Origin of the sequence: Cyanobacterium sp. uoEpiScrs1 (assembly GCF_947331815.1) — a bacterium.
In the GTDB taxonomy this organism is placed as follows: domain Bacteria; phylum Cyanobacteriota; class Cyanobacteriia; order Cyanobacteriales; family Microcystaceae; genus Rippkaea.
On the sequence record NZ_OX373462.1, the window covers coordinates 1,358,844 to 1,381,422 of the forward strand.

Below are 22,579 nucleotides of genomic sequence, written 5' to 3' on the forward strand. Positions count from 1 at the left end.
AAAAAGGTGGGGTGGCTATGGGCCCGCTCTTCTTCTTGTCAGTACTTGTATTAAGTACTATTATTGAGCGTTCCTGGTTCTGGTTGAGATTTCTTCTCAAAGAAGGGCAAATACTTAATCGAATCATGGATACAGCCGATAGAAACTGGGACTTAGTTCCCAAAATTGCCAGAGAATACCGTAATCACCCTATAGGCAACTATCTTTATAGTCCCTTAAGATTGACTAATCCTGATCCTGAGGTTTTCCACTTAGCTTTAGAATCAGCCGCCGACGATGAATTGGCTCTTATGCGTCGAGGGGATAAGATATTAGAAGCCGTTATTGCGCTGTCTCCTCTTTTAGGGTTGTTAGGAACAGTATTAGGACTCATCGGTTCTTTAAGTTCAATTCAAATTAGTGACCTTGGAACAGCTTCAACGGCCGGAGTTACTTTAGGTATTGGAGAAGCCTTAATTTCAACAGCAGTGGGTTTAATTGTAGCCATTGTTAGTTTGGTTTTCTATCGAATTTTCCAGTCCCTATGGTTTAATCAAGTAAGAGTCTTCCGTAAAACAGGCAGTGAACTGGAAGTGATTTATCGTCAACACTGGTTAAAAATAGGCGATAATCACTCTCCTATCAGTCCTGACTTAGAGCCTTCCAAGACAGCTGAACACTAACTTCTTTGATCTTAGTAAAAGTACTTATGACACAGGCCACTGAACAAAAACTAAAAAGTCAGAAGAACAAATCTCATCATGTCCACTCGCGTCCTCTAAAATTGTGGCAAGACACTTCCCTCCACCAAGAGGTTCGTATTGAAATTTTGCCGATGATAGATGTAATCTTTTGCATTTTGACCTTTTTCATCTTGGGAGCTGTGGGATTGTCTCGTCAGCAGGCCATAAGCCTAGACTTACCTAAAGCTAGTACCGGAACACCGCAAATGAGAGAAATGTTAGTGGTTAGTCTTGATGACTTCGGTCAGACGTACTTGGAAAAACAACTAGTGACACGCAACCAACTTTTTGATGCAATTAAAAACTATCACCAGTTTAACCCTAATGGTTTGATGGTTCTCCACGCTTCGGGAAATGCTAGTTACAATGAAGTTATCCAAGTCCTTGATATGCTTAAGCAAGTGGGGGGTGATCGCGTCGCACTAGCAACTTTACCCGGGGAATCAGACTCTTCTAATAATGCTCCAAATCTGACTCCTTTCCCATCAATAAATCAATTACCAGGGAATCTTCCTAGTTCCTCGCCATCCAAAGTTCCGACTAATCTAGATCAAAGATTGCGGGATTATCCTGATATTCCTATTAAACCCTCCGCATCAGAGGTTCCTAAATCTCCTTAAACTTAACTTGCAAATTAACTCATGGAAATAGCGTCTATCAAATATCCTATTTAAGTAGGAAACTATAGAACAGAACTAATCCTGTGAGTGGGCAACTTTTATGAAAGATAACCCAGAACGACGATAGGCAAGTAGTTGTTCTTCTAACGCAGCGATTCGATTATATGCCGCCGTTAGTTGAGCTGTTAGTCGGCGGACTTGAAGATCCCTTGATAGAATGATCTCCCCCTCAGGGGAGATTGCACTCTGATTTTCACGGTCATCCGAAAGAATATCTTTGTGTTTTACCCCTAACTTCAAGAGTTTATCCGTGGTCAAAGGTTCAGTATTACGATTTGGGATAAGAGGAGAAACACAATCGAAAGACTTTTGATTGGTATTGGCAGAAATTTTTGACGGTTTTGCTAAGGTGGGGATCTGTTGACTAACCTGTTCCAGCATTTGATGAAGTCGATTGAATTTGTCATTAAGTTCATTAATTTGTTGCTGTAGTCCATCCATAATAGTTCCCATAACTAATTACTTAAATTTACATGTCTTAATCCTAGAAGTTACTAAGAAAAATCTTTACATACTCCCGATTAATTTAACGATTCATTAACTATTCTTCGTTTAATTTAAGAGACAAAATTATAGCTTATTCTCCATAGCTTTTTACAAGTTACTCAACAGTAATCATTGATACAACGTAAATTATGCCTAGTCGTCGTTCTTTTTTAATCAGCGCGGGTACCCTGGCACTAACACAATTATTATCAGGATGCGGCAATTACTCTACTGCATTAAGAGTCTTATTTTTACAGGGATCAATTCCTCCCCAATTATTGAAAGCTTTTCATCAACAACTTTCTAAAGATCAGTCTCTTTCTTTCAAATCGACAGCTCAATTAAAAGAGCTATGGCAACAATTACAAAGTTGGCAAAGGAAAAATCAAGTTTCTCCAGGTTTTAAAGATTGGTTCAGTCAACTCCCCATAGTCAATAACACTTCCTCTAAGAGGAGCGATTTAGTCACTTTAGGGGATGCTTGGTTAGGAGAAGCTATTCAAAATGAGTTAATTCAACCTTTAACTCTAACCGAGACAGTAAACTGGCAAAAACTTAGTCCTCGTTGGCAAGCTCTTGTTAAACGAAATAAAGCTGGAAACTTGGATTTGCAAGGACAAGTTTGGGGTGCACCTTACCGTTGGGGAACTACACTAATTGCCTATCATAGTGATCAATTTGATACATTAGGATGGACTCCGACTAATTGGGAAGATTTATGGCGAGAGGAATTGCGCCATCGCATTGCAGTTGTCGATCAACCAAGGGAAATCATTGGTCTAACTTTGAAAAAACTTGGTTATTCTTATAACAGTCCGAATTTATCTCAGATTCCTAACTTATCTTCACAACTTCAAGCTCTCAATCAACAAGTAAAATATTATAGTTCTCGATACTATTTACAACCTTTGATTATTGGGGATGTTTGGCTAAGTGTAGGGTGGTCTAGTGATATTCTGCCTTTAATGGCTAAAAACCGAAAAATTAAAGCGATTATTCCCCAGGAAGGAACCTCTCTTTGGACAGATATCTGGGTACAACCAAAAGTTAAAGAAAACGATATTGGTCCATCGACATTAACGAAACAATGGATTGATTTTTGCTGGGAAGAGTCATCGGTTAATCAAATTTCTTTATTAACTGGTGGCGCTTCACCAATGATTTACAAAACTCCGACAATATCCACAAAAATACAAACAAATCCCTTACTATTTATTGATGAGCATATCATGAATAATTGTGATTTTATTGAACCCCTATCTAATGAAGACAAGCAAGAATATGAAAAAATTTGGAAAGAAATGAGAGAGGTTAAAATTTAAAAATAGTAAATAATTTAGGAAAAAATTGAGATGAAAAGTATTTTGCGTTTACTTATTCAAGGATATAGACGTTATATTTCTCCTTTATTTCCCCCTAGTTGTCGTTTTCAGCCTACTTGTTCCCAATACAGTTTAGAGGCTATTGATAAATTTGGTGTTATCAAAGGGATTTGGTTGACAATGAAAAGAATTTTACGCTGTCATCCTTTGCACCCAGGGGGTTATGATCCTATTCCCCCACTAGAAAAAAATTTAAATAGAAAGTAATTATTGATTCTTGAGGAAAAAATCTGCCTAATTTTTAGAAAAGAAAAGACAGATTCGATGAACTTTATAATAGATATTGTTTGTTTTAAGAAATTTACTTATGCGTGATGACGAGAATAATCATCTTGGAAACGAATAATATCATCTTCTCCTAAATATTCTCCATTTTGGACTTCAATAAGAATTAATTTAATAACTCCTGGGTTTTCTAAACGGTGAGCTGTACATTGAGGAACATAGGTGGATTGATTAGCTACTAAGATTTCTTCTTCATCTCCACAAACAACTCTAGCCGTTCCTGAAACAATAATCCAATGCTCGCTACGATGGTGATGCATTTGCAAGCTTAAACGGTGTCCAGGATTAACTTCAATCCGTTTAATTTTATATCCTGGTCCTTCTTCTAGGGTAGTAAATGATCCCCAAGGTCTCATTTCAGTGGCACATACACCATTGTTAGAAACAGAAAAAGGGATAGACACAAGACCATTATTCTTATTGGCAGTTTCTTTTTTATTGGTAGTAACTTGTTTTGTTTGAACCATATTATTTATTCCTCGAATGGCAAGACATTAAAAACTTAATTTGTGTCATGATATTTGTTGAATACCGTAACATAAATTATTTAAAATAGCAGTGAGCTTATTCTAAATAATAAATAAAATACTATATTTAATTACCTAAAAATTTGTATAAATTTTCTATAAACTGGTTATTTTGTACTGTTTGAACAAGAAAAAACTAAAATTATATTTTTAAAATCAAAGATTATTATTTAATATAACAATGTTAATTGTATATATTTTTTGATGTACAGAAAAATACACTTTTTATTCTGCTTTATTTTATGGAATAAAAATTTTGAGCTACAAACAAATACTCTGTTAATATATTTTATATAAAATAGCATTAGACAATACTTATAGAAGTAAGCATTAATTAATACCTACAATATATTGTTTTTATATTTTGTGATAAAGTTATAAGAACTATTAGCTTTTTTTTAAAAAAAGTAATACTAGTTTTTGCTTTTATTACTAATACTATACAAGAATTAATCTGCATCAAAACAATTAATTAGTTTTAATAAATATTAAACTTAGCATCTATTTTTAAGGAGATATTTAAGATACTTATTTTGTTATTTTGAGGTAATAGTAGCTTTATAGCTTTATTTCTATTTACCATTATCTAAGATAACTTTGTTAAAATATTTAGATCAAATTAGTAGACAAATAAAACTAAAAAATATATTCATCAAATGATAAAGTATAAGTATATGAATACAGCAAAAAGTATACAAAACAAGACAATAATTATACTACTTATTAAAGATGTATTTAAAAAAATTAATATGTTTTAGCTAGATCAGCTTAACAAAGTATTATTTAAGATAGTTGCTGTACAAAATAGCAATTCAATCAATATATATCTTCCCCAAAATGATTGTATTTTAATAAAAATATATATAAAGTATTTCCTAAGAAATTTTGTTTATAGATCACTACTGAATAGTAAAAGCTTAAGTTTGATTTTTCTTATTTAATTAGGATACTTTTAAGAAAGTTTTACTCAAATAATATTATTCTAAATTTACTATATCGAGATGTACTGACTAGCATATTTTTCTATAATTATAGTTTGTAGTAAACAAACTATAATTATAGAATTTTAAATAACAAATTCAGATTAAATATATTAGTTAAAAGTAAATACTTAGAGAAAGGCTACTAAATCATAAATAGATATTAATTATCACTATTTACTTTTTAAGCATAAATTTGTCAAAGCATCTAAAGTGAAATCAAGATAAGATATTAGCCACCGTAATATATCTTTAGTTCCCGTCATTTTCCAAATCCAATATAATAATTTAGGATTCTTTTTAGCAGCTTTTAATGCTAATTGACTAAACATTATCCAAGTAGTTTTATTTTTAATAAAAGTATCTGCTACCTCTGCAGGAGAATCAGCTAGAATTCCGAAAAAGGTATTTAATATTTCATTAATTCTTTGGGGAGGTAAAATTTTTCCGGTGGGAACCATCATTCCTTTAGAAAATAACCATGTCACTGCTACATTACTTTGATAGGTACTAATTTTATTTAAATCTTTTGCTGTTAAACAATTATTTTGTAACGCTACATCTAAAGAACTAGTCAAATCACCTAAATTATGGACTAAAGATCCAAAACCTGTAAAAATAAGGGGCGATTGTAAAGAAGCAGCATCTCCGATAGATAAAAGTCGATCAAAAGCTACTTTACGATCACGTTTTCCAATAGAAAAATGACCTGGAATATAACCAAAAGTTGGTTTTTTCCAAACTAACGTCTCTAAATCGCAGCGACGATACTCCGGTAGAATATTAAAAAAATCTTCATACATATCTAATAAAGATCCAGGATTTTTAGGGTGTACTTTATGATAATGAAACAAATAAATTGTGAGCTCATCTCCTTCTCCTGGAAATAATTCCCAAATCAATTGTCGTCCACGGGAAATATCTCCATAAGAATTTAAAACATCTCCATATTTCGAATCCCAAACTATAGGAGATAATCCTTCAATAATTGCACCAACTGTTGGACAAACACTATTGAAAGTTCGCTTTCCATTCATTTGCCAAGCAATAGGAGAGGATGTTCCCATAGCATCAATTAATAATTTTCCCCTTACCTGTTGAGAAGTTCTATGATCTAAGTTAATTAAATGTACGGTTACTCCGTAAGGGTCAATATCAGCACGAATAAATTCTGTTTTATCAAGAATTTCTCCCCCTAATTCTAGTAACTTTTTTTTACACAAATTTAAAAATTTAGTAGTGTCGATAGCAATATTTAAAACTGTAGGTGTTTGCAAAACTTTTGCTTTAAGGTGAGGAAGATTGTTACCATCAAAAAATTTATTAAATCCATTAATATATTCCCTATATATAACACTTTCAAATTCTTCTGTAGTAAATAATCCTAAATCAATTAAAGTTTGAAACTCGGAACGGGAAATATTCCATTCTCGGTTCATACGTCCAAAAATTAATCGTTCTACGACTAATACTTTGTAGCCTAATTGTGCCATCCTCACTGCATGAATTGTACCTAAAGCACCACCAACATAAACTAGGTCGTAAACCATCACAGTTTTTTCAAAAGAGTGCTGACGGCTAAATATAACTTGTCTGGGTTTTCGGGAGTTTTCTACCCCTTCACGCCAGCATTTTTCCCACCAATACACCCGTTGTAAATCTGTTTCTCCTTGGGGCATTTTTCGGAAAAAATGAACAGTTTTGGGATAAGCATCTTTTAAGCCCTCAAATATTGAAATTTTTGATAAATCAAAATTACAAATTTGAGGATATTGGAGAGGAAACGCCTGTTGAATTTCTTTGGTTAATTGATGGCAAACATTTCTTTCTGATGGAAATGGCTTTTTTCCCCAACGGAATATTTTAAGGTAAGTTGTTCGTTGAACTGACCAAAGAAAGATTGATAACTCTGTCTCGGACGTGAGAGGTCCAGTTGATAAAGAGTTAGCAATTACTTGTAACCGAACACCTTGAGAAGTAATTACCTTGCGTCCTACCTGCGGGGTCCATTTGTTTTGTAACCAGCTAGAAACAATATTCGTATGAGGCGTTGGAATTTCTAAATAAAGGATTTCTTGCATCTAAAAATTATTAAAGAAAAACAAAAAAATATAGAATTGACTTATGTCCCACTGTAGGGTGACAGATACGACAGATACGACAGATACTTTGATAGAACTTTACAATTATTTCATATAATCGTCTACATTATCTAATGCCATGGTTGAGTTATTATGAACTATCCTATTCCTGCCAGTCCTGAAGAAATTTTTGCCCTCCGTAGCCAACCTGTTGACGAAGAAATGATTGCCGTAGTGATCGCTGGTGTTGTAAAACTTGCCCGTTCTCAAGGACAATCGTTAGATGAGTTGACCGCCGAAGTTTTACAAGACGATCCTATACTCGATATCGTTCAACGTCGTTGCCTGAGTGAGCTTGTAGAGCAAGCATGGCAAACGTTGTCTTGAAATAAATCGAAGGCATGAGAACAGATGAATGACCGTCTAGGAAAAGTGTATTTAGTAGGGGCTGGAATTGGTTCTGTTGCTCATTTAACCATTAGAGGACAACAGCTACTGAGTAACGCCGAGATCCTGATTTATGATGATCTGGTTGATCCTCAACTCCTTGATTTAGCCCCAGAAAATTGCCTGAAGCTAAATGTAGGTAAGCGGGGAGGCTTTCCTAGTACTAGTCAAAATACTATTAATCAACTTTTAGTCACTTTTTGTCGTCAAGGGAAACAAGTAGTTAGGTTACAAAGTGGAGATCCCTCAATTTTTGGTCGAGTTAACTCTGAAATTAAAGTACTAATCCAAGCAAATTGTAACTACGAATTAGTCCCAGGAATTTCTTCGGCTTTGGCTGCTCCTTTCTTAGCCGGAATTCCTTTGACAGATAAACAGTTAGGTTGCTGTTTCACCGTGTTGACAGGTCATAAACCAGATTTGCTTAACTGGAAAGTCTTAGCCGAACTAGACACATTAGTTATTTTAATGGGGGGAAAGACATTACCCCAAATTGTCTATAAATTACAAAGAAATGGACGATCACCTTCAGAACCTGTTGCCATCGTTCATAAAGGAGGTAGTCCTCAACAAGAGGTTTGGATCTCGACATTAGGAAACATAGTGGACCAAGTAAGAGGAGTCTCTTTATCTCCTTCGGTTATTGTCATTGGTAAAGTAGTTAGCTTAAGAAATATGGCCTTTTTCTACAGCCCTCTTGTAGGACAAACAATTTTGGTTACTCGTGCCGCAGAGCAGTCAAATCAGTTTAGTCTAATGTTACAACAACAGGGAGCGAGAGTAATTGAAATGCCAGCTTTAGAAATTATCTCCCCGTCAAGCTGGAACGGTTTAGACGATGCTATAGATAAATTATCTAGCTTTGATTGGTTGATTTTTACTTCAGCAAATGGGGTCAAATTCTTTTTTCAACGATTGAAAACTCTAGGTAAAGATGTTCGAGCATTAGCGGGAATTAAACTAGCAACAGTAGGAGAAAAAACAGACTGTATACTAAAAAAACATGGGCTAAAATCAGATTTTATTCCCCCTGATTTTGTGGCTGATTCTTTAGTAGAAAACTTCCCAGAGTGTTTAAGTAATAAGAAGATTTTATTACCTCGTGTTGAAGTAGGGGGTCGAGATATTTTAACAAAAAAATTGAAACAACAGGGGGCACAAGTTTTAGAAATAGCTGCTTATCAGTCAAGATCTCCTAATCAGATTAATTCTAAAGCCTGGAAAGCTTTACAACAAGGAAAAGTGAATATTATTACCTTTACTAGTTCCAAAATTGTTCGTAATTTTTATTATTTGATATATCAGCAGTTAGGGAAGCAAGCGCCTTATGAAATATCTTCTATTTTGTCTAAAATAATTATTGCATCTATCGGTCCTCAAACTTCTAAAACTTGTTGTGAACTCCTAGGAAGAATCGATCTTGAAGCACAAAAATATACTTTAAAAGGATTAACAGAAGCGCTGGTAGAAAGAATAGGTAATGGGCAAGACTAAACAATTTAATTAAACTTAAATAGTTTCAAATATTTTTAATTTGCTATGTTTATTTAGCAACTATAAATAACTTATACTTAGATATTTATTGAGCTAGTAGTTAGGTTGATTGATATATGCATTAGTACACTGCATCAATATAAAATATTTAATACACATTTCTAGTTATTTTATCATAATTATTAATATTAAAAATATTAACTTAGTTTTCTATTAGTTTTTGATCTCCTAGTAATATTTTTGTGATTTTAAATTTATCCAAATGAATTATATATACAATTGTTTTATTTAAGTTATTCTTGTTATTAGTGTTTCTCTAAAACAGTCAATGGCTAATTAGTTTATTACATTTATAACTTGGCTTACAAACAAGTAAAAAGTAAAAATTGCTATCTATAAACCTACTTGATAAGATTATTGTTGTCTACATTTATATTCAGTAAGAGTGAATATGAAATATACTTAAGTCGTCTTTAAACTAAGTTTTATAAAAAAAATATATTTATCTGCTGCCAGAATTTAGATAATTTTGTGAAGTTTAAAAACAATTAAATTGTTAAAATATATACAAGTTTAAATATGATTAAAATATGCAACTATTATATCCAATTTTTAAGGCAAAAACTGCTAAAATAGATTAGCAATTTAAAATTAGAATGCTTTTGAATTACTAACAACTTAAGCATTAGAAAGCTAACAGCTTTTATTATGGATCTAAATAAAAACTTTCGTCGTAGTAGAATCAATAAAACCAACTAATATTATTTCTCTCATATAAGTCAGTAACAAATAGCCTAGCAATATTATTACCCAGAGATAAACTTTAGAAAGATATTGTAGTTAACAAAACCAGAAAATACTTTCTTATAATTTAGTTAGTCTAATTTTCGATAGAAGTGCACAAACTAAAAACGTGTGAGATCGAGATGAGATTTTATGTCCATACCACCGTATTTCAATAAAGCTGTAAAGCTAGTTCTAGTATAGAGTTACTGCTTTATATTTGTTCCATAAACTCTTCTCAAACTCACATTGATTTTATTGATAAATTTCCATCCCTTCACAAGAACAAACTAAATTTCGATCTCCATAAGCATTGTCAATACGTCCTACAATTGGCCAGAATTTATATTTTTTTGTCCAAGGTGCAGGATAAGCAGCCTGCTTACGGGAGTAAGGACGGTTCCAGTTATCATCAATTACTGTTTGTGCGGTATGAGGTGCATTTTTTAGAGGATTATTTTCTGGATCAATAGAACCATTTTCGATAGCTTCTACCTCTTTGTAAATAGTAATCATAGCTTCACAAAAACGATCTAATTCTTCCTTATCTTCGCTTTCGGTAGGTTCTATCATCATAGTTCCAGTAACTGGCCAAGAGACCGTAGGCGCATGAAAGCCAAAGTCCATCAATCGTTTAGCAATGTCATCTACTTCCACCCCAGCACGTTTCTTCAGTGAACGTAAATCAATGATACATTCATGGGCAACACGACCGGATGTTCCCTTAAATAAAATGGGATAGTAGCTTTGAAGACGTTCAGCTATGTAATTAGCATTTAAGATAGCTACCTTTGTTGCCTTAGTTAACCCTTGAGTTCCCATCATAGCGATATACATCCAAGAAATCACGGAGATACTGGCGCTACCCCAAGGAGCCGCTGAAATCGCCCCAATAGACTTTTCTTCCTTGTCATTCTTGTCATTATCATTATCCAGGTTGGTGTATTTTTCTATGGACACACTGGGTAAGAAAGGTACTAGATGAGACTTAACACCAATAGGTCCCATTCCTGGTCCACCGCCACCATGAGGAATACAGAAAGTCTTATGTAAATTGAGATGACAAACATCAGCTCCAAAGTCTGCTGGACGGCATAACCCAACTTGAGCATTCATGTTGGCCCCATCCATATAGACCTGACCCTCATTACGATGAATAATATCGCAAATTTTAATAATTTCCGTTTCAAATACCCCATGAGTAGAAGGGTATGTCACCATAAGTGCACCTAAGTTTTTAGTATGTTTTTTGGCTTTCTTCTCTAAGTCTGCAGTGTCAATATTGCCATCTTTATCGCATTTTACTGCAACCACTTTCATGCCACACATCACTGCACTAGCAGGATTCGTTCCATGGGCCGATTCAGGAATTAGGCAAATATTACGGTGTCCTTCCCCTCTATTTTGGTGATACTTCCGGATCACTTGTAACCCTGCATATTCTCCTTGAGAACCTGCATTTGGTTGTAAAGAAATACTATCAAATCCTGTAATTTCCCCTAACCAGTCTTCTAATTGTTCAAACAAAATCTGATATCCTTCTGTTTGAGATAGCGGAGCAAAAGGATGAATTTTTGAGAATTCTGGCCAAGTAACAGGAAACATTTCAGCGGAAGCATTCAACTTCATGGTACATGATCCCAGAGGGATCATAGACGTATTCAACGCTAAATCTTTAGTTTCTAGTTGGTGTAAATATCGCAGTAATTTATTCTCGGAATGGTAGCGATTGAATACAGGGCTAGTTAAATAGTCTGTAATACGCTTACAGAAATTAGGGAGGTTAAACTGGACGGTTTCAGCAATTTCAATAACTGTGAAAGGAAGTTCATTCTCAGCTGCAAAAATTTGCCATAGATCGATGATATCTTCTACAGTAGTGGTTTCGTCTAAACTAATACCTATATACTCCTCGTCTATTAGTCGTAAGTTAATTTTACGAATTTGAGCTGCTTTAACAATGACTGATGCACTAGCATTGCCTACCCCTATTTTGATAGTGTCAAAAAAAGGTTCATTGTTAACATTGTAGTTAAGGCGTTTCAGTCCTGCGGACAAAATTACAGTTAATTGATAGATGCGTTGGGCGATAGTTTTAATCCCCTCAGCACCATGATATACTCCATACATTGATGCAATCACAGCAAGTAAAACTTGGGCAGTACAAATATTACTAGTAGCTTTGTCTCGGCGAATATGTTGTTCTCTAGTTTGCAATGCTAATCTTAATGCAGGGCTTCCTTCAGCATCTTTTGACACTCCAACAATACGCCCTGGAATTTGCCGCTTATAAGCCTCCCGTGTTGCAAAATAAGCCGCGTGGGGTCCTCCATATCCTAAAGGAACACCGAAGCGTTGGCTGCTTCCCACGGCAATATCTGCCCCAATCTCACCAGGGGGAGTTAATAAAGCCAAACTTAATAGGTCGGCTGCAACGGTGACTAGTCCTTCCACTTCATGAACTTTATCAATAAAACTATTGTAATCATATATAACTCCATAGGTTGTCGGATATTGAAGTAATGCCCCGAAAATAGGGACGTCAAATGTAAACAAGCGGTGATCATCTACGATAATTTTGATTCCTAATGGATTCGCTCTAGTTTTAATGACTTCGATAGTTTGAGGATGACAGTGACTGGAAACAAAGAAGGCATGAGCATCTTTATTTTTGCACAATCCATAACTCATACTCATAGCTTCCGCTGCTGCGGTTCCCTCATCAAGCAAGGATGCGTTAGCAATGTCGAGCCCAGTAAGTTCCACCACCATAGTTTGGAAATTAAACAATGCTTCAAGTCTTCCTTGGGAAATTTCAGCTTGATATGGAGTGTAGGCAGTATACCAACCTGGATTTTCTAAAATATTACGTTGAATAACAGGGGGGGTAATACAGTCATAGTATCCCATCCCAATAAACGAACGATGAATTTGATTTTTAGAAGCAATTGATTTTAATTGGACTAATGCGGCGTATTCGCTTTGAGAAGTAGGTAATTTCAGCGGTTGATCCAAGCGTATACTTTCAGGAACAGTAGCTTCAATCAGTTGCTCTAGGCTAGAAAAACCTAATACCTTAAGCATTTGTTTTATTTCCTCTTTATTAGCTCCTATATGTCGATCAACAAAGGAATCAGTTGTATCAAAAATTGCCTCGATGTTTTCTAAGGTTTTACTAGGGTTTAATCGATGATTTGTTGTAATATCTAAGTTAGACATATTTAGTTAAATCGGGCTTACTATTTTTTAAAGATGACTTATAAAAAATTATTGTAAGCTGTCATTATAAAGGTTTGCAATGTGATACTATATCCTCAGTATGGTATATTTAAAAAATCTCAAAAGCAATACAAGTTAAATTTATATATTGATTTTTGACTAAAAGGTTTTATATATATATTTTTAGTTTATTAATTTTTTTATAAGTTGAACATCGTTTTGAATATAGAACAACCTCTTATCATCAACATCTCCCTACAAAAGATGAATTGATTAGCTATATTAAGCTTGTCAGTAATTATAAGTATTGTTTTTATATGTAAATATTATTAGTATAATACTTACATATAAAGTTACTACTAAGTAACTCATTAGAATATTGATATTAGTTTTAGGTGACGGAGATAGATTATTAACATAAATTAGATACCTAATAAATTACTAAAAATCACGAAGAACATAATGATGTTAACTATCAAAAATCATTATTAGTATTAATTTCACTATTGACTTCTTGATAACGTACGCCTAATTCTCCTCTTCTTGTAAAGAAGAACAATCACAAATTTAGTCTAGACATACTTTTATAAGCTAAATTTAATGGAATGATTGTTTATGGGGTAAATTTTATTGATATCGTATTGAATATTAATTCTAACAAATATGTTAATTTGCGGAGACAATTAATTTTAATTTTACCAGCGGATAAAATATAAAAAATATTCTATATCACCCCTAAAGTTAAAATCCAGAACAATTCCCAAATATTATCAATACTACTGAAAATTTTTATCTTACCATAGGGAGTAATTAATAAAGAAATCTATAAATAATTTAAAATTGTCTATCTCATTAGAAGCGACAGGATGAATTTTTATCTAAATGACTTGTCATCTAGTTTTGATTGTTGTAGTAGATTCTATATTTTAGCTCCACTGGTTTCTACCTTGTCAGCAATTATACTTTATACTGTCATTAATATTAAGAAGTAGCTGATTAAGAGTTAAATTTTAGAATAGTTAAACTTTTACTTTTTTTAAAAAGTATTTCTATTATTAGGACTTCTCGTCCTAAAATCTTACCATATTGAAGTTTCACTCTTTTCCAAAAATTGCTGTAAAAGTCTGCAATAGTATCTATCGTTCTGAAATATCTTTTTCTTAAATCATGAATGTTAGTATTTTTCATCTCAAAGCTCCTTTTGAACCCAAAGGAGATCAACCCAAAGCGATTGCAAAACTAGTTACTTCTGTGCAGGCTCCAAATAGATTTCAGACACTATTAGGAGCAACGGGAACTGGGAAGACTTTTTCTATAGCCGCGGTCATTGAACAAATCGGCAAGCCAACTCTAGTTCTAGCGCATAATAAAACATTAGCAGCTCAATTATGCAATGAACTACGACAATTTTTTCCTGATAATGCTGTGGAGTATTTCGTTAGTTATTATGATTATTATCAACCGGAAGCCTATATTCCTGTTAGTGATACCTATATTGAAAAAAGTTCTTCTGTAAACGATGAAATTGATATGCTACGTCATTCCGCAACTCGTTCTTTATTTGAACGTAAAGACGTGATTGTAGTTTCTTCTATTAGTTGTATTTATGGCTTAGGAATACCTTCAGAATATCTTAAATCAGCAGTTCTTATAGAAGTAGGAAAAGAAGTTGACCAACGTCAATTACTACGATATTTAGTCGGAGTGCACTATTCTCGTAATGATCTTGAATTACAAAGGGGAAGATTTCGAGTCAAAGGGGATGTTTTAGAAATTGTTCCATCTTATGAAGATCGAGTAATTCGGATTGAATTTTTTGGAGATGAAATTGAGGCAATTCGGTATCTTAATCCAATAACAGGAGATATTTTGCACAGTCCAAAAAAGATTAATATTTATCCAGCCCGTCACTTTGTGACTCCTGATAAACAAATTGAATCTGCCTGTCGACAAATTAAAGCGGAATTAGAAAAACAAGTTGAGTCCTTAGAGAAAGCAGGAAAACTATTAGAAGCACAAAGAATTAGTCAACGAACTCGTTATGATCTTGATTTATTACAAGAGGTGGGGTACTGTAATGGGGTTGAAAACTATTCTCGTTATTTGGCGGAAAGAAATGCGGGAGAACCGCCTGAGTGTTTGATTGATTATTTTCCTAAAGATTGGCTACTGGTAGTAGATGAATCGCATGTTACTGTTCCTCAGTTAAGGGGAATGTATAATGGTGATCAGTCTCGTAAACAAGTATTAATTGAGCATGGTTTTCGGCTTCCAAGTGCGGCGGATAATCGACCTTTAAAAGCAGAAGAATTTTGGAATAAAGTAAATCAATGTATCTTTGTTTCAGCAACGCCAGGAGACTGGGAAATTGAACAATCAGAAGATAGAATTTATCAGCAGATTATTCGACCAACAGGGGTCTTAGATCCCGAAATTTTTGTCCGTTCTGCTGAAGGGCAAGTTGATGATTTATTAGGAGAAATACAAGATAGGACTAAACGTCAAGAAAGAGTCCTGATTACTACATTAACTAAACGTATGGCTGAAGATCTTACAGAATATTTAAAAGATCGAGGAATTTTGGTCCACTACCTTCACTCAGAAATAAAATCTATTGAACGAATTGAAATCTTGCAGGCTTTAAGAAAAGGTGATTTTAATGTTTTAATTGGAGTAAATTTGTTACGAGAAGGGTTGGATTTACCAGAGGTATCTTTAGTAGCTATTTTAGATGCAGATAAAGAAGGATTTTTACGAACTGAACGGTCTTTAATTCAAACCATTGGGCGGGCAGCACGTCACGTCAATGGTCAGGCTATTTTGTATGCTAATAACCTAACTAAAAGTATGATAAAAGCTATTGAAGAAACTGAACGACGTAGGGCAATTCAGATGGAATATAATAAAGTTAATGGTATTACTCCCCAACCCGTTATCATAAGAGATAACAATGCCATTTTATCGTTTTTGGATATTTCTCGACGTTTAAAATCTAAACAAACAGAAAAAATTTACCAAAATCATGATGAATTGCCATTAAAAAAAATTCCAGAATTAATTCAACAATTAGAAGTAAAAATGAAAGAAGCTGCTAAACAATTAGAATTTGAAATAGCAGCTAAATATAGGGATCAAATTCAAAATTTGCGAGATAAATTATTAGGCTCTTGATAAGATATTCAACCTATTGTCTAGACAAAATTTTCGAATTACTAAGTATAATAATGACGTTACGATATGGAAATAAACTAGTGGTAAATCAAAACCATAAATTAATAAGTCATAAATAAGTCGGAGTGTCAATTTTTTACATATAAACTTAATGGTTAGAATCCATACTTTGAAAAAGTATGGATAATTCAAGATTCTGTCATGCCTAAGGCTATTATATTTTTTTATGCCCAACTATCTTTATTGAGTAAATCAGCAATTGTTTGTTGAGGATTATGGTTTGTGTACGGTATTTTTTGACGTGTGTCAGTAATTAACCAATCTAGGGCTGCCGCTTGGACATCGATAGAAACCCCTGTTTTGTCTACACAGTAACGACCAAATACCAATTTATCCATTAAACGTACCCCCGGACCGAGGCGAGAATATTCAAAAATAACGCTATTGTCTACCGTTGCGCCGCTACAAACTCGGCAATTAGGGCCAATCATACTTGGACCAATAATTGTTGCCCCATCTTCAATGTGGGTCATTGCGCCAATATAAACCGGTCCTTGGATATTTACTTTATCCCAGTTGACTAAAACATTGAGTCCGGTGTAAATCCCTGGCTTAATTTCCACCCCGGGAATAGCAACATTTTTAATCTCGCGCTGTAATACACCACGAATAGCGTGCCAGTAGTCGGGAACCTTGCCAATATCTACCCATTCAAAGTCCATATTCACTGCATAGAAGGGAGCATCTTGTGCTACTAATTGGGGAAACAACTCGCCTCCGATATCATATTTTTGATTGGGAGGAATATAATCAATAATTTCAGGTTCAAAAATATAAATTCCCGTGTTTATTTCAGTGCTCATTGCTTCTTCAATTGAGGGTTTTTCTTGAAAAGCTTGAATACGTCCCTCTTCGTCGCTAACTACCACACCATAACTAGAAACTACCTCTTTAGAAACTGATTTAGTAACAATTGTAGCAATTCCTCCTTTTTTCTTATGTTGTTCAACAGTAGCCGTCAAATCTAAATCAATTAGGGTATCTCCACAAAGTACCACAAACGTATCATCAAAAAAAGGATTAAAATCTTGAATTCGTCTCAACCCTCCGGCTGAACCTAATGCAGCCCCAACCAAATCTCCATTATCTGCAATATGACCTTCAAAAGAATAGCCAATTTGTACGCCAAACCGTTGTCCGTCACGGAAATAACTTTCAATTTCTTCAGCTAAATGACTCACATTGACCATAATCTCAACAAAACCGTGTCGTCGTAGGAGTTCAAGAAGAAACTCCATGACCGGTTTTTGGAGAATAGGGATTAGGGGTTTAGGGATGGTATGGGTAATCGGACGAACACGAGTGCCTTTTCCAGCGGCCAAAATCATGGCTTTCATGAATGTTATTTCCTCAATCACTGTCACAAGTGTCTAGGATGACAATGCCCAGTTTACCATTTACCCCTTCAAAAGCTTAGGAAGTTATGCTTGAAGAACTTGTATTTTTAGGTCTTGATAGAATTCTTCTTGAGATAACTCTACTTTAGATTGGGAACATAGCAGCAATAATGCCCAAAAAATTCCTACACGATCATGCTTAACTTCAGAAGTATTGGGAGACTGTATCCCATGCCAACAAGTTAATAATTCTTCTAATTTAATCCAATTTTGAGTTTGGACAAATTCTGATAATTGTCTTTTAAAAAATTGTTCTAATTGTTGGGCCAGTTCGGTTAAATTCTCTTGATGAGCCAGTTTAGCTACAATTTCTGTCGCTTCTTGACGAGAAGCATTATGAGGCTGTTTCCGTTGTCTAAGACTAATAGGCTTGGGACATTCCAATTCCTCAGCGATTTCTTCGATATGAGTAATTAGTTCAGAGAGAGTTACACGACGTTGACGAGGCGGAGCAGCAGCACGGCGACGGAGTTTTTGTTCTAAGTGAAAGGATAAAGAACAATTAGAAAAATTTGGGGTAACTTCATTAAAATCTAATCTATCTTCATCTTTATCTTGCGCAAATTCAAGTTTTTCAAGAGTATCGGCTTTGAATCGTACTAACATCGAGGCCCAGAGAAAGACTTGTCCAGATCTTGATAAGTTATTATGTTGATGGACTAAGTCCAAGTCATGGTTTATGCCTAATTCATCTAAAAAGCGATCAATCACATCAATTACCTGAACATTCCAGGGATCAATCTCTCCCTGTTGTGCTAAATCGATTAAGCTAGCGATTGTCTTACTTGCTAAGGATGTAGTCATAATGAAATTGAAAATTGCAGAAAGGCTTTCCACTCTTACTAGAGAAAACAGCCTGGGCTGCTCTTATCTCCATAACGTCTGACAAATTAAAAATTATTTTATGTCCGACATTTAATGAATACCTGCAACAGGGGAAAGTTCCACAATCACTTAAGGCTTGAACTTATCCAATAATTGAGTCAATGGCTTCTACTAGTTGTTCAATTTCAGCCGGAAGGGTGAAATAATGAATACAAGCTCTAACGCAATCTGGATAATAGATGGTCCTTAGTAAAAAACCTTTTTCTTCTAACTCTCGGACTAATTGTTCATGGGCAAAATTTTGGGTGACTTGAAAGGAAACTAATCCAGCTTCAGGGACAGAGTTTTTCAAGCATTGTATCCCTTTAATCTCAGATAATCCCTTCCATAAATAGGCACTTAATTGACAAATTTGTTCATAGCGCTTCTCGACTCCTCCCCAATTCTGATGAACTGCCAGGGCTGCTCGCAATCCTTCATATTGGGGATAAGCTGAGGAAGCTACTTCGAACCTTCTTCCGTCATTCTTCCAAGCTATAGGTTGTCCATTCCCATTAATATCAATTCCTCGCCAACCAATAAATGTTGGATTTAAGTGATCAAAGCTTTCAGGTCTAATATAAAGCCCTCCAACGCCTACTGGACCACATAACCATTTGTGTCCAGTAAAAGCATAGAAATCTACATCCGAAGCAGTTAAATTTAAGGATAAAGACCCAGCCGACTGGGCTGCATCGACCAAAACCATGATGGGGTGATCACCGTAGGCAAAATGATGACAAGTGTCAACTATCTCATTTAAGGGCAACACTTGTCCAGTATTCCAGAGTAAATGACTTAAGATCACCAGTCTGGTTTTGGGGGTTAAATAGTCTTGAATTACGGTGGTAGGATCACCCTGATTAAGGGTTTTTAGAATGGGACAAACAACGATTTCTACCCCAAAACGTCGAGCAATTTCTTTGACAATAGCAATAATTCCAGGGTGTTCACAATCGGTGATTAGGATACGATCACCTTCTTGCCAATCAATACCCCAAAGAATTATATTACATCCCACGGTTACATTTTCAGTCAAGGAAATGGTCTGGGGATATACATTGAACTCTTGAGCTAATTCTTGTCTTAATAAAGCTTCCTTTTGTTGTAACCAACTATTAACTCGGAGAGAAAAGGGTCCTTTCTGCTGCAAAAATTCATGAGCATCAATAATTGCTTCTAAAGCTGAACGGGGTAAAGTTCCTTGCCCTCCAAAATTGAAATAGACTTTGTTATTTAAGCTAGGGAATTCCTGTCGTTGCTGTTCTAAGAGGGAGGTAATCTCTTGAATATTTATCATTGGCTGCCAACATTCACAGTGAGGAAGAATCTACAAGACAAATTAGGACCTAAATGATTAACGTTAAAATGTCTTCATTGCCCTTAGTTCTTATTCCTCTAGGATACTAGAAAAATTTCTAGCGGTCTTCAACTCTAGGAGCTTTTTCTAGAGAAAGAGCTATTACGCTAAAGCAAAATAGCTACTCTTCCCCATTTTGGATCTATCGTTTTTTTCCGATTTTATGTTTTATCCTCAAACTCAAGAATGCTGTTAACTGATATTCTCCTACTCGATTATAAACGCTGTCAACGGCGCGCTTTTCTTAATGTTTATGGTGATTCTCTCGAGAAAGATGCTGAACGGGACTTTGTACTAAAGTTACGTCAGGAGAATCAACTTCACATTGCTTCGACTTTAAAAAAATTTTATCCTCACCATCAAAAACCTCAATATAACTTAAAAAATTGGAAAGATAGGGCAAAAGATACAGAAGTTTTGATGAAACAAGGAGTTAGCTGTATTTATAATGGGACGTTGTTTGAGTCTAACGAATTTAGAGAGCAGTGTGCCCCTCGCATAACCCCAACATTATTTTCGGAACATAATGAGTTTGATTGCCTGGGAAAACCCACCTTATTAGTAAAGCAGGCTGGTAAGTCAAAATTTGGAGACTGGTTCTATACTCCTGTAAGTATTAATTTAGGCCGTCGTCCTAAACCTGAATACAAAATCGTTGCCACATTTTATGCTTATTTGTTAGGCAACCTTCAAGAAATCACTCCTCCGACTCCGACGCTAATTTTACGCCAACATAATCACTATGAAGTTGATCTAAGCCAATGGTTATCAAAATTTCAGATAACTGCTACAGACTGTTTGGAAATGCTTACCCAATCTCAAGAACCAGAGGTATTTATTTCTCGCCAACGGTGTAATTTATGCCATTGGTATAATCATTGTTATACGATTGCCCAATCTCAACAACATTTATCATTAGTTCCAGGGGTAACACCGAGTCGTTATCAATCTTTATTGGAGGTGGGGGTAGGGACAGTGAAATCCTTGGCTAATATCTGTCCTGTGAATATGAGAGAAGTAATGGATGCTGAGCTAGCTAACCAACTCCAACAACAGGCTCAAGCGATAGTAGATAATCGAGCGATCCGAAAATCTCAGTTTCAAGAAGATATTCATAGACTAATTCCTACCCGGAAATTTGAGTTATATTTTGATATTGAAGCTGAGCCAGAACGGAACTTAGATTACTTGTTAGGGGTATTATTGGTAGAACGCTCAACAAAAACAGAGATATTTTATCCTTTGTTGGCAGAAAGTCCTGAAGACGAGCAACAGATTTGGCAAGAATTTCTCTATTTAGCAAATCAATATCAAGATGCTCCCATTTTTCATTTTTCTGGGTATGAAGTAGAGACCATGAAACGGTTAGCTAAATTATACAAAACGCCTCAACAACAACTTGAACGTTTATTATCTCGTTTTGTTGATATTCATTACCATGTTATTACCTCTGTTATTCTCCCTGTAGAAAATTATTCTCTAAAATCTTTAGCTAACTGGATTGGATTTAATTGGCGTGATCCTGGTATTAGCGGCGATCAATGCGTATGCTGGTATGACCAATGGCTAAAAACAGAAGATCACTCTTTATTATCCTCCATTTTACGTTATAACGAAGATGATTGCCGTGCGACTCTTTATCTTAAAAACTGGTTGTTAGAATTTCTGGGTTAAATATTTTTAAATACTTAGGATAAAAATACTCTAATATTCTCCTACAAAAATATTCTAATATTCTCCTATAAAAATATTCTAATATTCTCCTATAAAAATATTCTAATATTCTCCTATAAAAATATTCTAATATTCTCCTATAAAAATACTCTAATATTTTAATGGACAACACCTTTATTTCTAAAGTTATGTAAATATTTTTTACAATTTCTCAGTTTAGTTGTCTAGATTACCAGTTTTTTGAGAGGGTCAATGTTATCCTCAAATAAAGACATATATTAAAGACGGTGAGGACTAAATAATTTTCGCTTTAACGCTTTTGTTAACCCCAATGATCAGAAGGTGATTTGTCATGATGCTCCCAATTTTTCCCCTCCTATTTTTTGTAATCTCCATCGGGAGTATTTTTTGGTATCAACGGACAGATAATGATATTTTTGGGGTTTTAGCCGTCGCGAGTGCCTTGACTTGTTTAATTTGGGGATTAAGCATTGCTCATTGGTTAGTTCACTTAGTGAGTTTAATTATTTTGCTAGGGTTTGGATCACCTGTTTTCGAGGCTATTCACGTTAAAGTGAACAATAAATAAGTTTAAGATCACTAGGGAAAACTAGAAAGCTGTTGGAGTATAGACTTTTTAGGTCTAATTTGTCCAACAGCTGGGGTTTAAACATACAAATTAGCTTTCGCCATCTTCAATGTCTTCAACAGTGTCTTCAACACCAGGGGTAATCTCTTCAGTAGTCGGCTGAATGCTATCTTCAACTTTTCCATCCTCTTCAGAAGGACTAGAACACGCTCCGATGATAGCGGCTAAACCGAGAGCGAACAATAATTGCATCGTTTTTGAAGGCATAGGTATTCTCCTAAAATAATCTTCTAAAGCTCCTATTGTAGATATAAATACTTATTTTTTTCAATAACAGAAATTAATGGAATATAGTGCACAGTTCCAATGACTCCTGTT

The 22,579-nt window shown here is 34.8% G+C and carries 17 protein-coding genes; 9 read left to right on the forward strand and 8 right to left on the reverse strand.

The features are described 5' to 3' along the window. Positions 1-17: 17 nt before the first annotated feature. Positions 18-662: a MotA/TolQ/ExbB proton channel family protein gene (locus OXU93_RS04795; protein WP_267384798.1), complete on the forward strand. Its 645-nt coding sequence runs from the start codon at positions 18-20 to the stop codon at positions 660-662. 26 nt (positions 663-688) lie between these two features. Next, positions 689-1,342 (forward strand): ExbD/TolR family protein, encoded by a 654-nt coding sequence (locus tag OXU93_RS04800; RefSeq protein ID WP_267382838.1) that lies wholly within the window; start codon positions 689-691, stop codon positions 1,340-1,342. A gap of 75 nt (positions 1,343-1,417) precedes the next feature. Here the strand turns inward: OXU93_RS04800 and OXU93_RS04805 are convergent, their stop codons facing one another. Further along, positions 1,418-1,855 (reverse strand): hypothetical protein, encoded by a 438-nt coding sequence (locus OXU93_RS04805; protein ID WP_267382840.1) that lies wholly within the window; start codon positions 1,853-1,855, stop codon positions 1,418-1,420. A gap of 182 nt (positions 1,856-2,037) precedes the next feature. Here OXU93_RS04805 and OXU93_RS04810 point away from each other — a divergent pair, with 182 nt between their 5' ends. Together OXU93_RS04810 and yidD are read left to right on the forward strand one after the other, a co-directional pair. Further along, positions 2,038-3,210 carry an extracellular solute-binding protein gene (locus tag OXU93_RS04810; protein WP_267382842.1) on the forward strand — a complete coding sequence of 391 codons (1,173 nt, stop codon included), beginning with the start codon at positions 2,038-2,040 and terminating at the stop codon, positions 3,208-3,210. Positions 3,211-3,240: 30 nt separating this feature from the next. Continuing rightward, the gene (gene yidD / locus OXU93_RS04815) at positions 3,241-3,477 is read left to right on the forward strand and encodes a membrane protein insertion efficiency factor YidD (protein WP_267382844.1); all 237 of its coding nucleotides are present in this window, start codon (positions 3,241-3,243) and stop codon (positions 3,475-3,477) included. A gap of 98 nt (positions 3,478-3,575) precedes the next feature. Here the strand turns inward: yidD and OXU93_RS04820 are convergent, their stop codons facing one another. Both OXU93_RS04820 and OXU93_RS04825 read right to left on the reverse strand, forming a co-directional pair. After that, positions 3,576-4,022 (reverse strand): phosphomannose isomerase type II C-terminal cupin domain, encoded by a 447-nt coding sequence (locus tag OXU93_RS04820; protein ID WP_267382847.1) that lies wholly within the window; start codon positions 4,020-4,022, stop codon positions 3,576-3,578. A gap of 1,213 nt (positions 4,023-5,235) precedes the next feature. Next, positions 5,236-7,143 (reverse strand): NAD(P)/FAD-dependent oxidoreductase, encoded by a 1,908-nt coding sequence (locus OXU93_RS04825; protein WP_267382849.1) that lies wholly within the window; start codon positions 7,141-7,143, stop codon positions 5,236-5,238. A 153-nt stretch (positions 7,144-7,296) separates the two neighbouring features. On the opposite strand from OXU93_RS04825, the gene OXU93_RS04830 reads away from it, so the two are divergent. Together OXU93_RS04830 and cobA are read left to right on the forward strand one after the other, a co-directional pair. Beyond that, on the forward strand, positions 7,297-7,530 hold the full coding sequence (locus OXU93_RS04830; protein WP_267382852.1) for a hypothetical protein: 234 nt from the start codon (positions 7,297-7,299) through the stop codon (positions 7,528-7,530). Positions 7,531-7,554: 24 nt separating this feature from the next. Beyond that, the gene (gene cobA / locus OXU93_RS04835) at positions 7,555-9,084 is read left to right on the forward strand and encodes a uroporphyrinogen-III C-methyltransferase (RefSeq protein WP_267382854.1); all 1,530 of its coding nucleotides are present in this window, start codon (positions 7,555-7,557) and stop codon (positions 9,082-9,084) included. A 1,038-nt stretch (positions 9,085-10,122) separates the two neighbouring features. On the opposite strand, the gene gcvP is transcribed toward cobA, so the two are convergent. Then, positions 10,123-13,086, reverse strand: a complete 2,964-nt coding sequence (gcvP, locus tag OXU93_RS04840) for an aminomethyl-transferring glycine dehydrogenase (RefSeq protein WP_267382856.1) — start codon at positions 13,084-13,086, stop codon at positions 10,123-10,125. 1,167 nt (positions 13,087-14,253) lie between these two features. On the opposite strand from gcvP, the gene uvrB reads away from it, so the two are divergent. Next, positions 14,254-16,257, forward strand: a complete 2,004-nt coding sequence (gene uvrB / locus OXU93_RS04845) for an excinuclease ABC subunit UvrB (protein WP_267382858.1) — start codon at positions 14,254-14,256, stop codon at positions 16,255-16,257. A 224-nt stretch (positions 16,258-16,481) separates the two neighbouring features. Here uvrB and OXU93_RS04850 read toward each other — a convergent pair whose 3' ends face one another. The 3 genes from OXU93_RS04850 to OXU93_RS04860 all read right to left on the reverse strand — a co-directional run bounded on the left by OXU93_RS04850 (position 16,482) and on the right by OXU93_RS04860 (position 19,878). Next, complete coding sequence (locus OXU93_RS04850; protein WP_267384799.1) at positions 16,482-17,654, reverse strand: NDP-sugar synthase; 1,173 nt, start codon at positions 17,652-17,654, stop codon at positions 16,482-16,484. An 84-nt stretch (positions 17,655-17,738) separates the two neighbouring features. Continuing rightward, positions 17,739-18,518 carry a segregation/condensation protein A gene (locus OXU93_RS04855; protein ID WP_267382860.1) on the reverse strand — a complete coding sequence of 260 codons (780 nt, stop codon included), beginning with the start codon at positions 18,516-18,518 and terminating at the stop codon, positions 17,739-17,741. Positions 18,519-18,681: 163 nt separating this feature from the next. Next, on the reverse strand, positions 18,682-19,878 hold the full coding sequence (locus OXU93_RS04860) for an aminotransferase class V-fold PLP-dependent enzyme (RefSeq protein ID WP_267382862.1): 1,197 nt from the start codon (positions 19,876-19,878) through the stop codon (positions 18,682-18,684). Between the two features lie 246 nt (positions 19,879-20,124). Here OXU93_RS04860 and OXU93_RS04865 point away from each other — a divergent pair, with 246 nt between their 5' ends. Together OXU93_RS04865 and OXU93_RS04870 are read left to right on the forward strand one after the other, a co-directional pair. After that, a complete protein-coding gene (locus OXU93_RS04865) occupies positions 20,125-21,612 on the forward strand; it encodes a TM0106 family RecB-like putative nuclease (protein ID WP_267382864.1) in 1,488 nt (495 codons plus the stop codon). Between the two features lie 352 nt (positions 21,613-21,964). Next, positions 21,965-22,201 (forward strand): hypothetical protein, encoded by a 237-nt coding sequence (locus tag OXU93_RS04870; protein ID WP_267382866.1) that lies wholly within the window; start codon positions 21,965-21,967, stop codon positions 22,199-22,201. A gap of 90 nt (positions 22,202-22,291) precedes the next feature. On the opposite strand, the gene OXU93_RS04875 is transcribed toward OXU93_RS04870, so the two are convergent. Then, positions 22,292-22,468 carry a hypothetical protein gene (locus OXU93_RS04875; RefSeq protein WP_267382869.1) on the reverse strand — a complete coding sequence of 59 codons (177 nt, stop codon included), beginning with the start codon at positions 22,466-22,468 and terminating at the stop codon, positions 22,292-22,294. Between the last annotated feature and the right edge of the window lie 111 nt (positions 22,469-22,579).

What these genes read in the sequence shown, in the direction of transcription:
- OXU93_RS04850 (WP_267384799.1), bottom strand. Translation starts at nt 17,654, where the DNA reads ATGAAAGCCATGATTTTGGCCGCTGGAAAAGGCACTCGTGTTCGTCCG.
- OXU93_RS04810 (WP_267382842.1), top strand. Translation starts at nt 2,038, where the DNA reads ATGCCTAGTCGTCGTTCTTTTTTAATCAGCGCGGGTACCCTGGCACTA.
- OXU93_RS04870 (WP_267382866.1), top strand. Translation starts at nt 21,965, where the DNA reads ATGATGCTCCCAATTTTTCCCCTCCTATTTTTTGTAATCTCCATCGGG.
- OXU93_RS04820 (WP_267382847.1), bottom strand. Translation starts at nt 4,022, where the DNA reads ATGGTTCAAACAAAACAAGTTACTACCAATAAAAAAGAAACTGCCAAT.
- gcvP (WP_267382856.1), bottom strand. Translation starts at nt 13,086, where the DNA reads ATGTCTAACTTAGATATTACAACAAATCATCGATTAAACCCTAGTAAA.
- OXU93_RS04805 (WP_267382840.1), bottom strand. Translation starts at nt 1,855, where the DNA reads ATGGGAACTATTATGGATGGACTACAGCAACAAATTAATGAACTTAAT.
- OXU93_RS04855 (WP_267382860.1), bottom strand. Translation starts at nt 18,518, where the DNA reads ATGACTACATCCTTAGCAAGTAAGACAATCGCTAGCTTAATCGATTTA.
- OXU93_RS04800 (WP_267382838.1), top strand. Translation starts at nt 689, where the DNA reads ATGACACAGGCCACTGAACAAAAACTAAAAAGTCAGAAGAACAAATCT.
- OXU93_RS04875 (WP_267382869.1), bottom strand. Translation starts at nt 22,468, where the DNA reads ATGCCTTCAAAAACGATGCAATTATTGTTCGCTCTCGGTTTAGCCGCT.
- OXU93_RS04865 (WP_267382864.1), top strand. Translation starts at nt 20,125, where the DNA reads ATGCTGTTAACTGATATTCTCCTACTCGATTATAAACGCTGTCAACGG.
- uvrB (WP_267382858.1), top strand. Translation starts at nt 14,254, where the DNA reads ATGAATGTTAGTATTTTTCATCTCAAAGCTCCTTTTGAACCCAAAGGA.
- cobA (WP_267382854.1), top strand. Translation starts at nt 7,555, where the DNA reads ATGAATGACCGTCTAGGAAAAGTGTATTTAGTAGGGGCTGGAATTGGT.
- OXU93_RS04795 (WP_267384798.1), top strand. Translation starts at nt 18, where the DNA reads ATGGGCCCGCTCTTCTTCTTGTCAGTACTTGTATTAAGTACTATTATT.
- OXU93_RS04825 (WP_267382849.1), bottom strand. Translation starts at nt 7,143, where the DNA reads ATGCAAGAAATCCTTTATTTAGAAATTCCAACGCCTCATACGAATATT.
- OXU93_RS04830 (WP_267382852.1), top strand. Translation starts at nt 7,297, where the DNA reads ATGAACTATCCTATTCCTGCCAGTCCTGAAGAAATTTTTGCCCTCCGT.
- yidD (WP_267382844.1), top strand. Translation starts at nt 3,241, where the DNA reads ATGAAAAGTATTTTGCGTTTACTTATTCAAGGATATAGACGTTATATT.
- OXU93_RS04860 (WP_267382862.1), bottom strand. Translation starts at nt 19,878, where the DNA reads ATGATAAATATTCAAGAGATTACCTCCCTCTTAGAACAGCAACGACAG.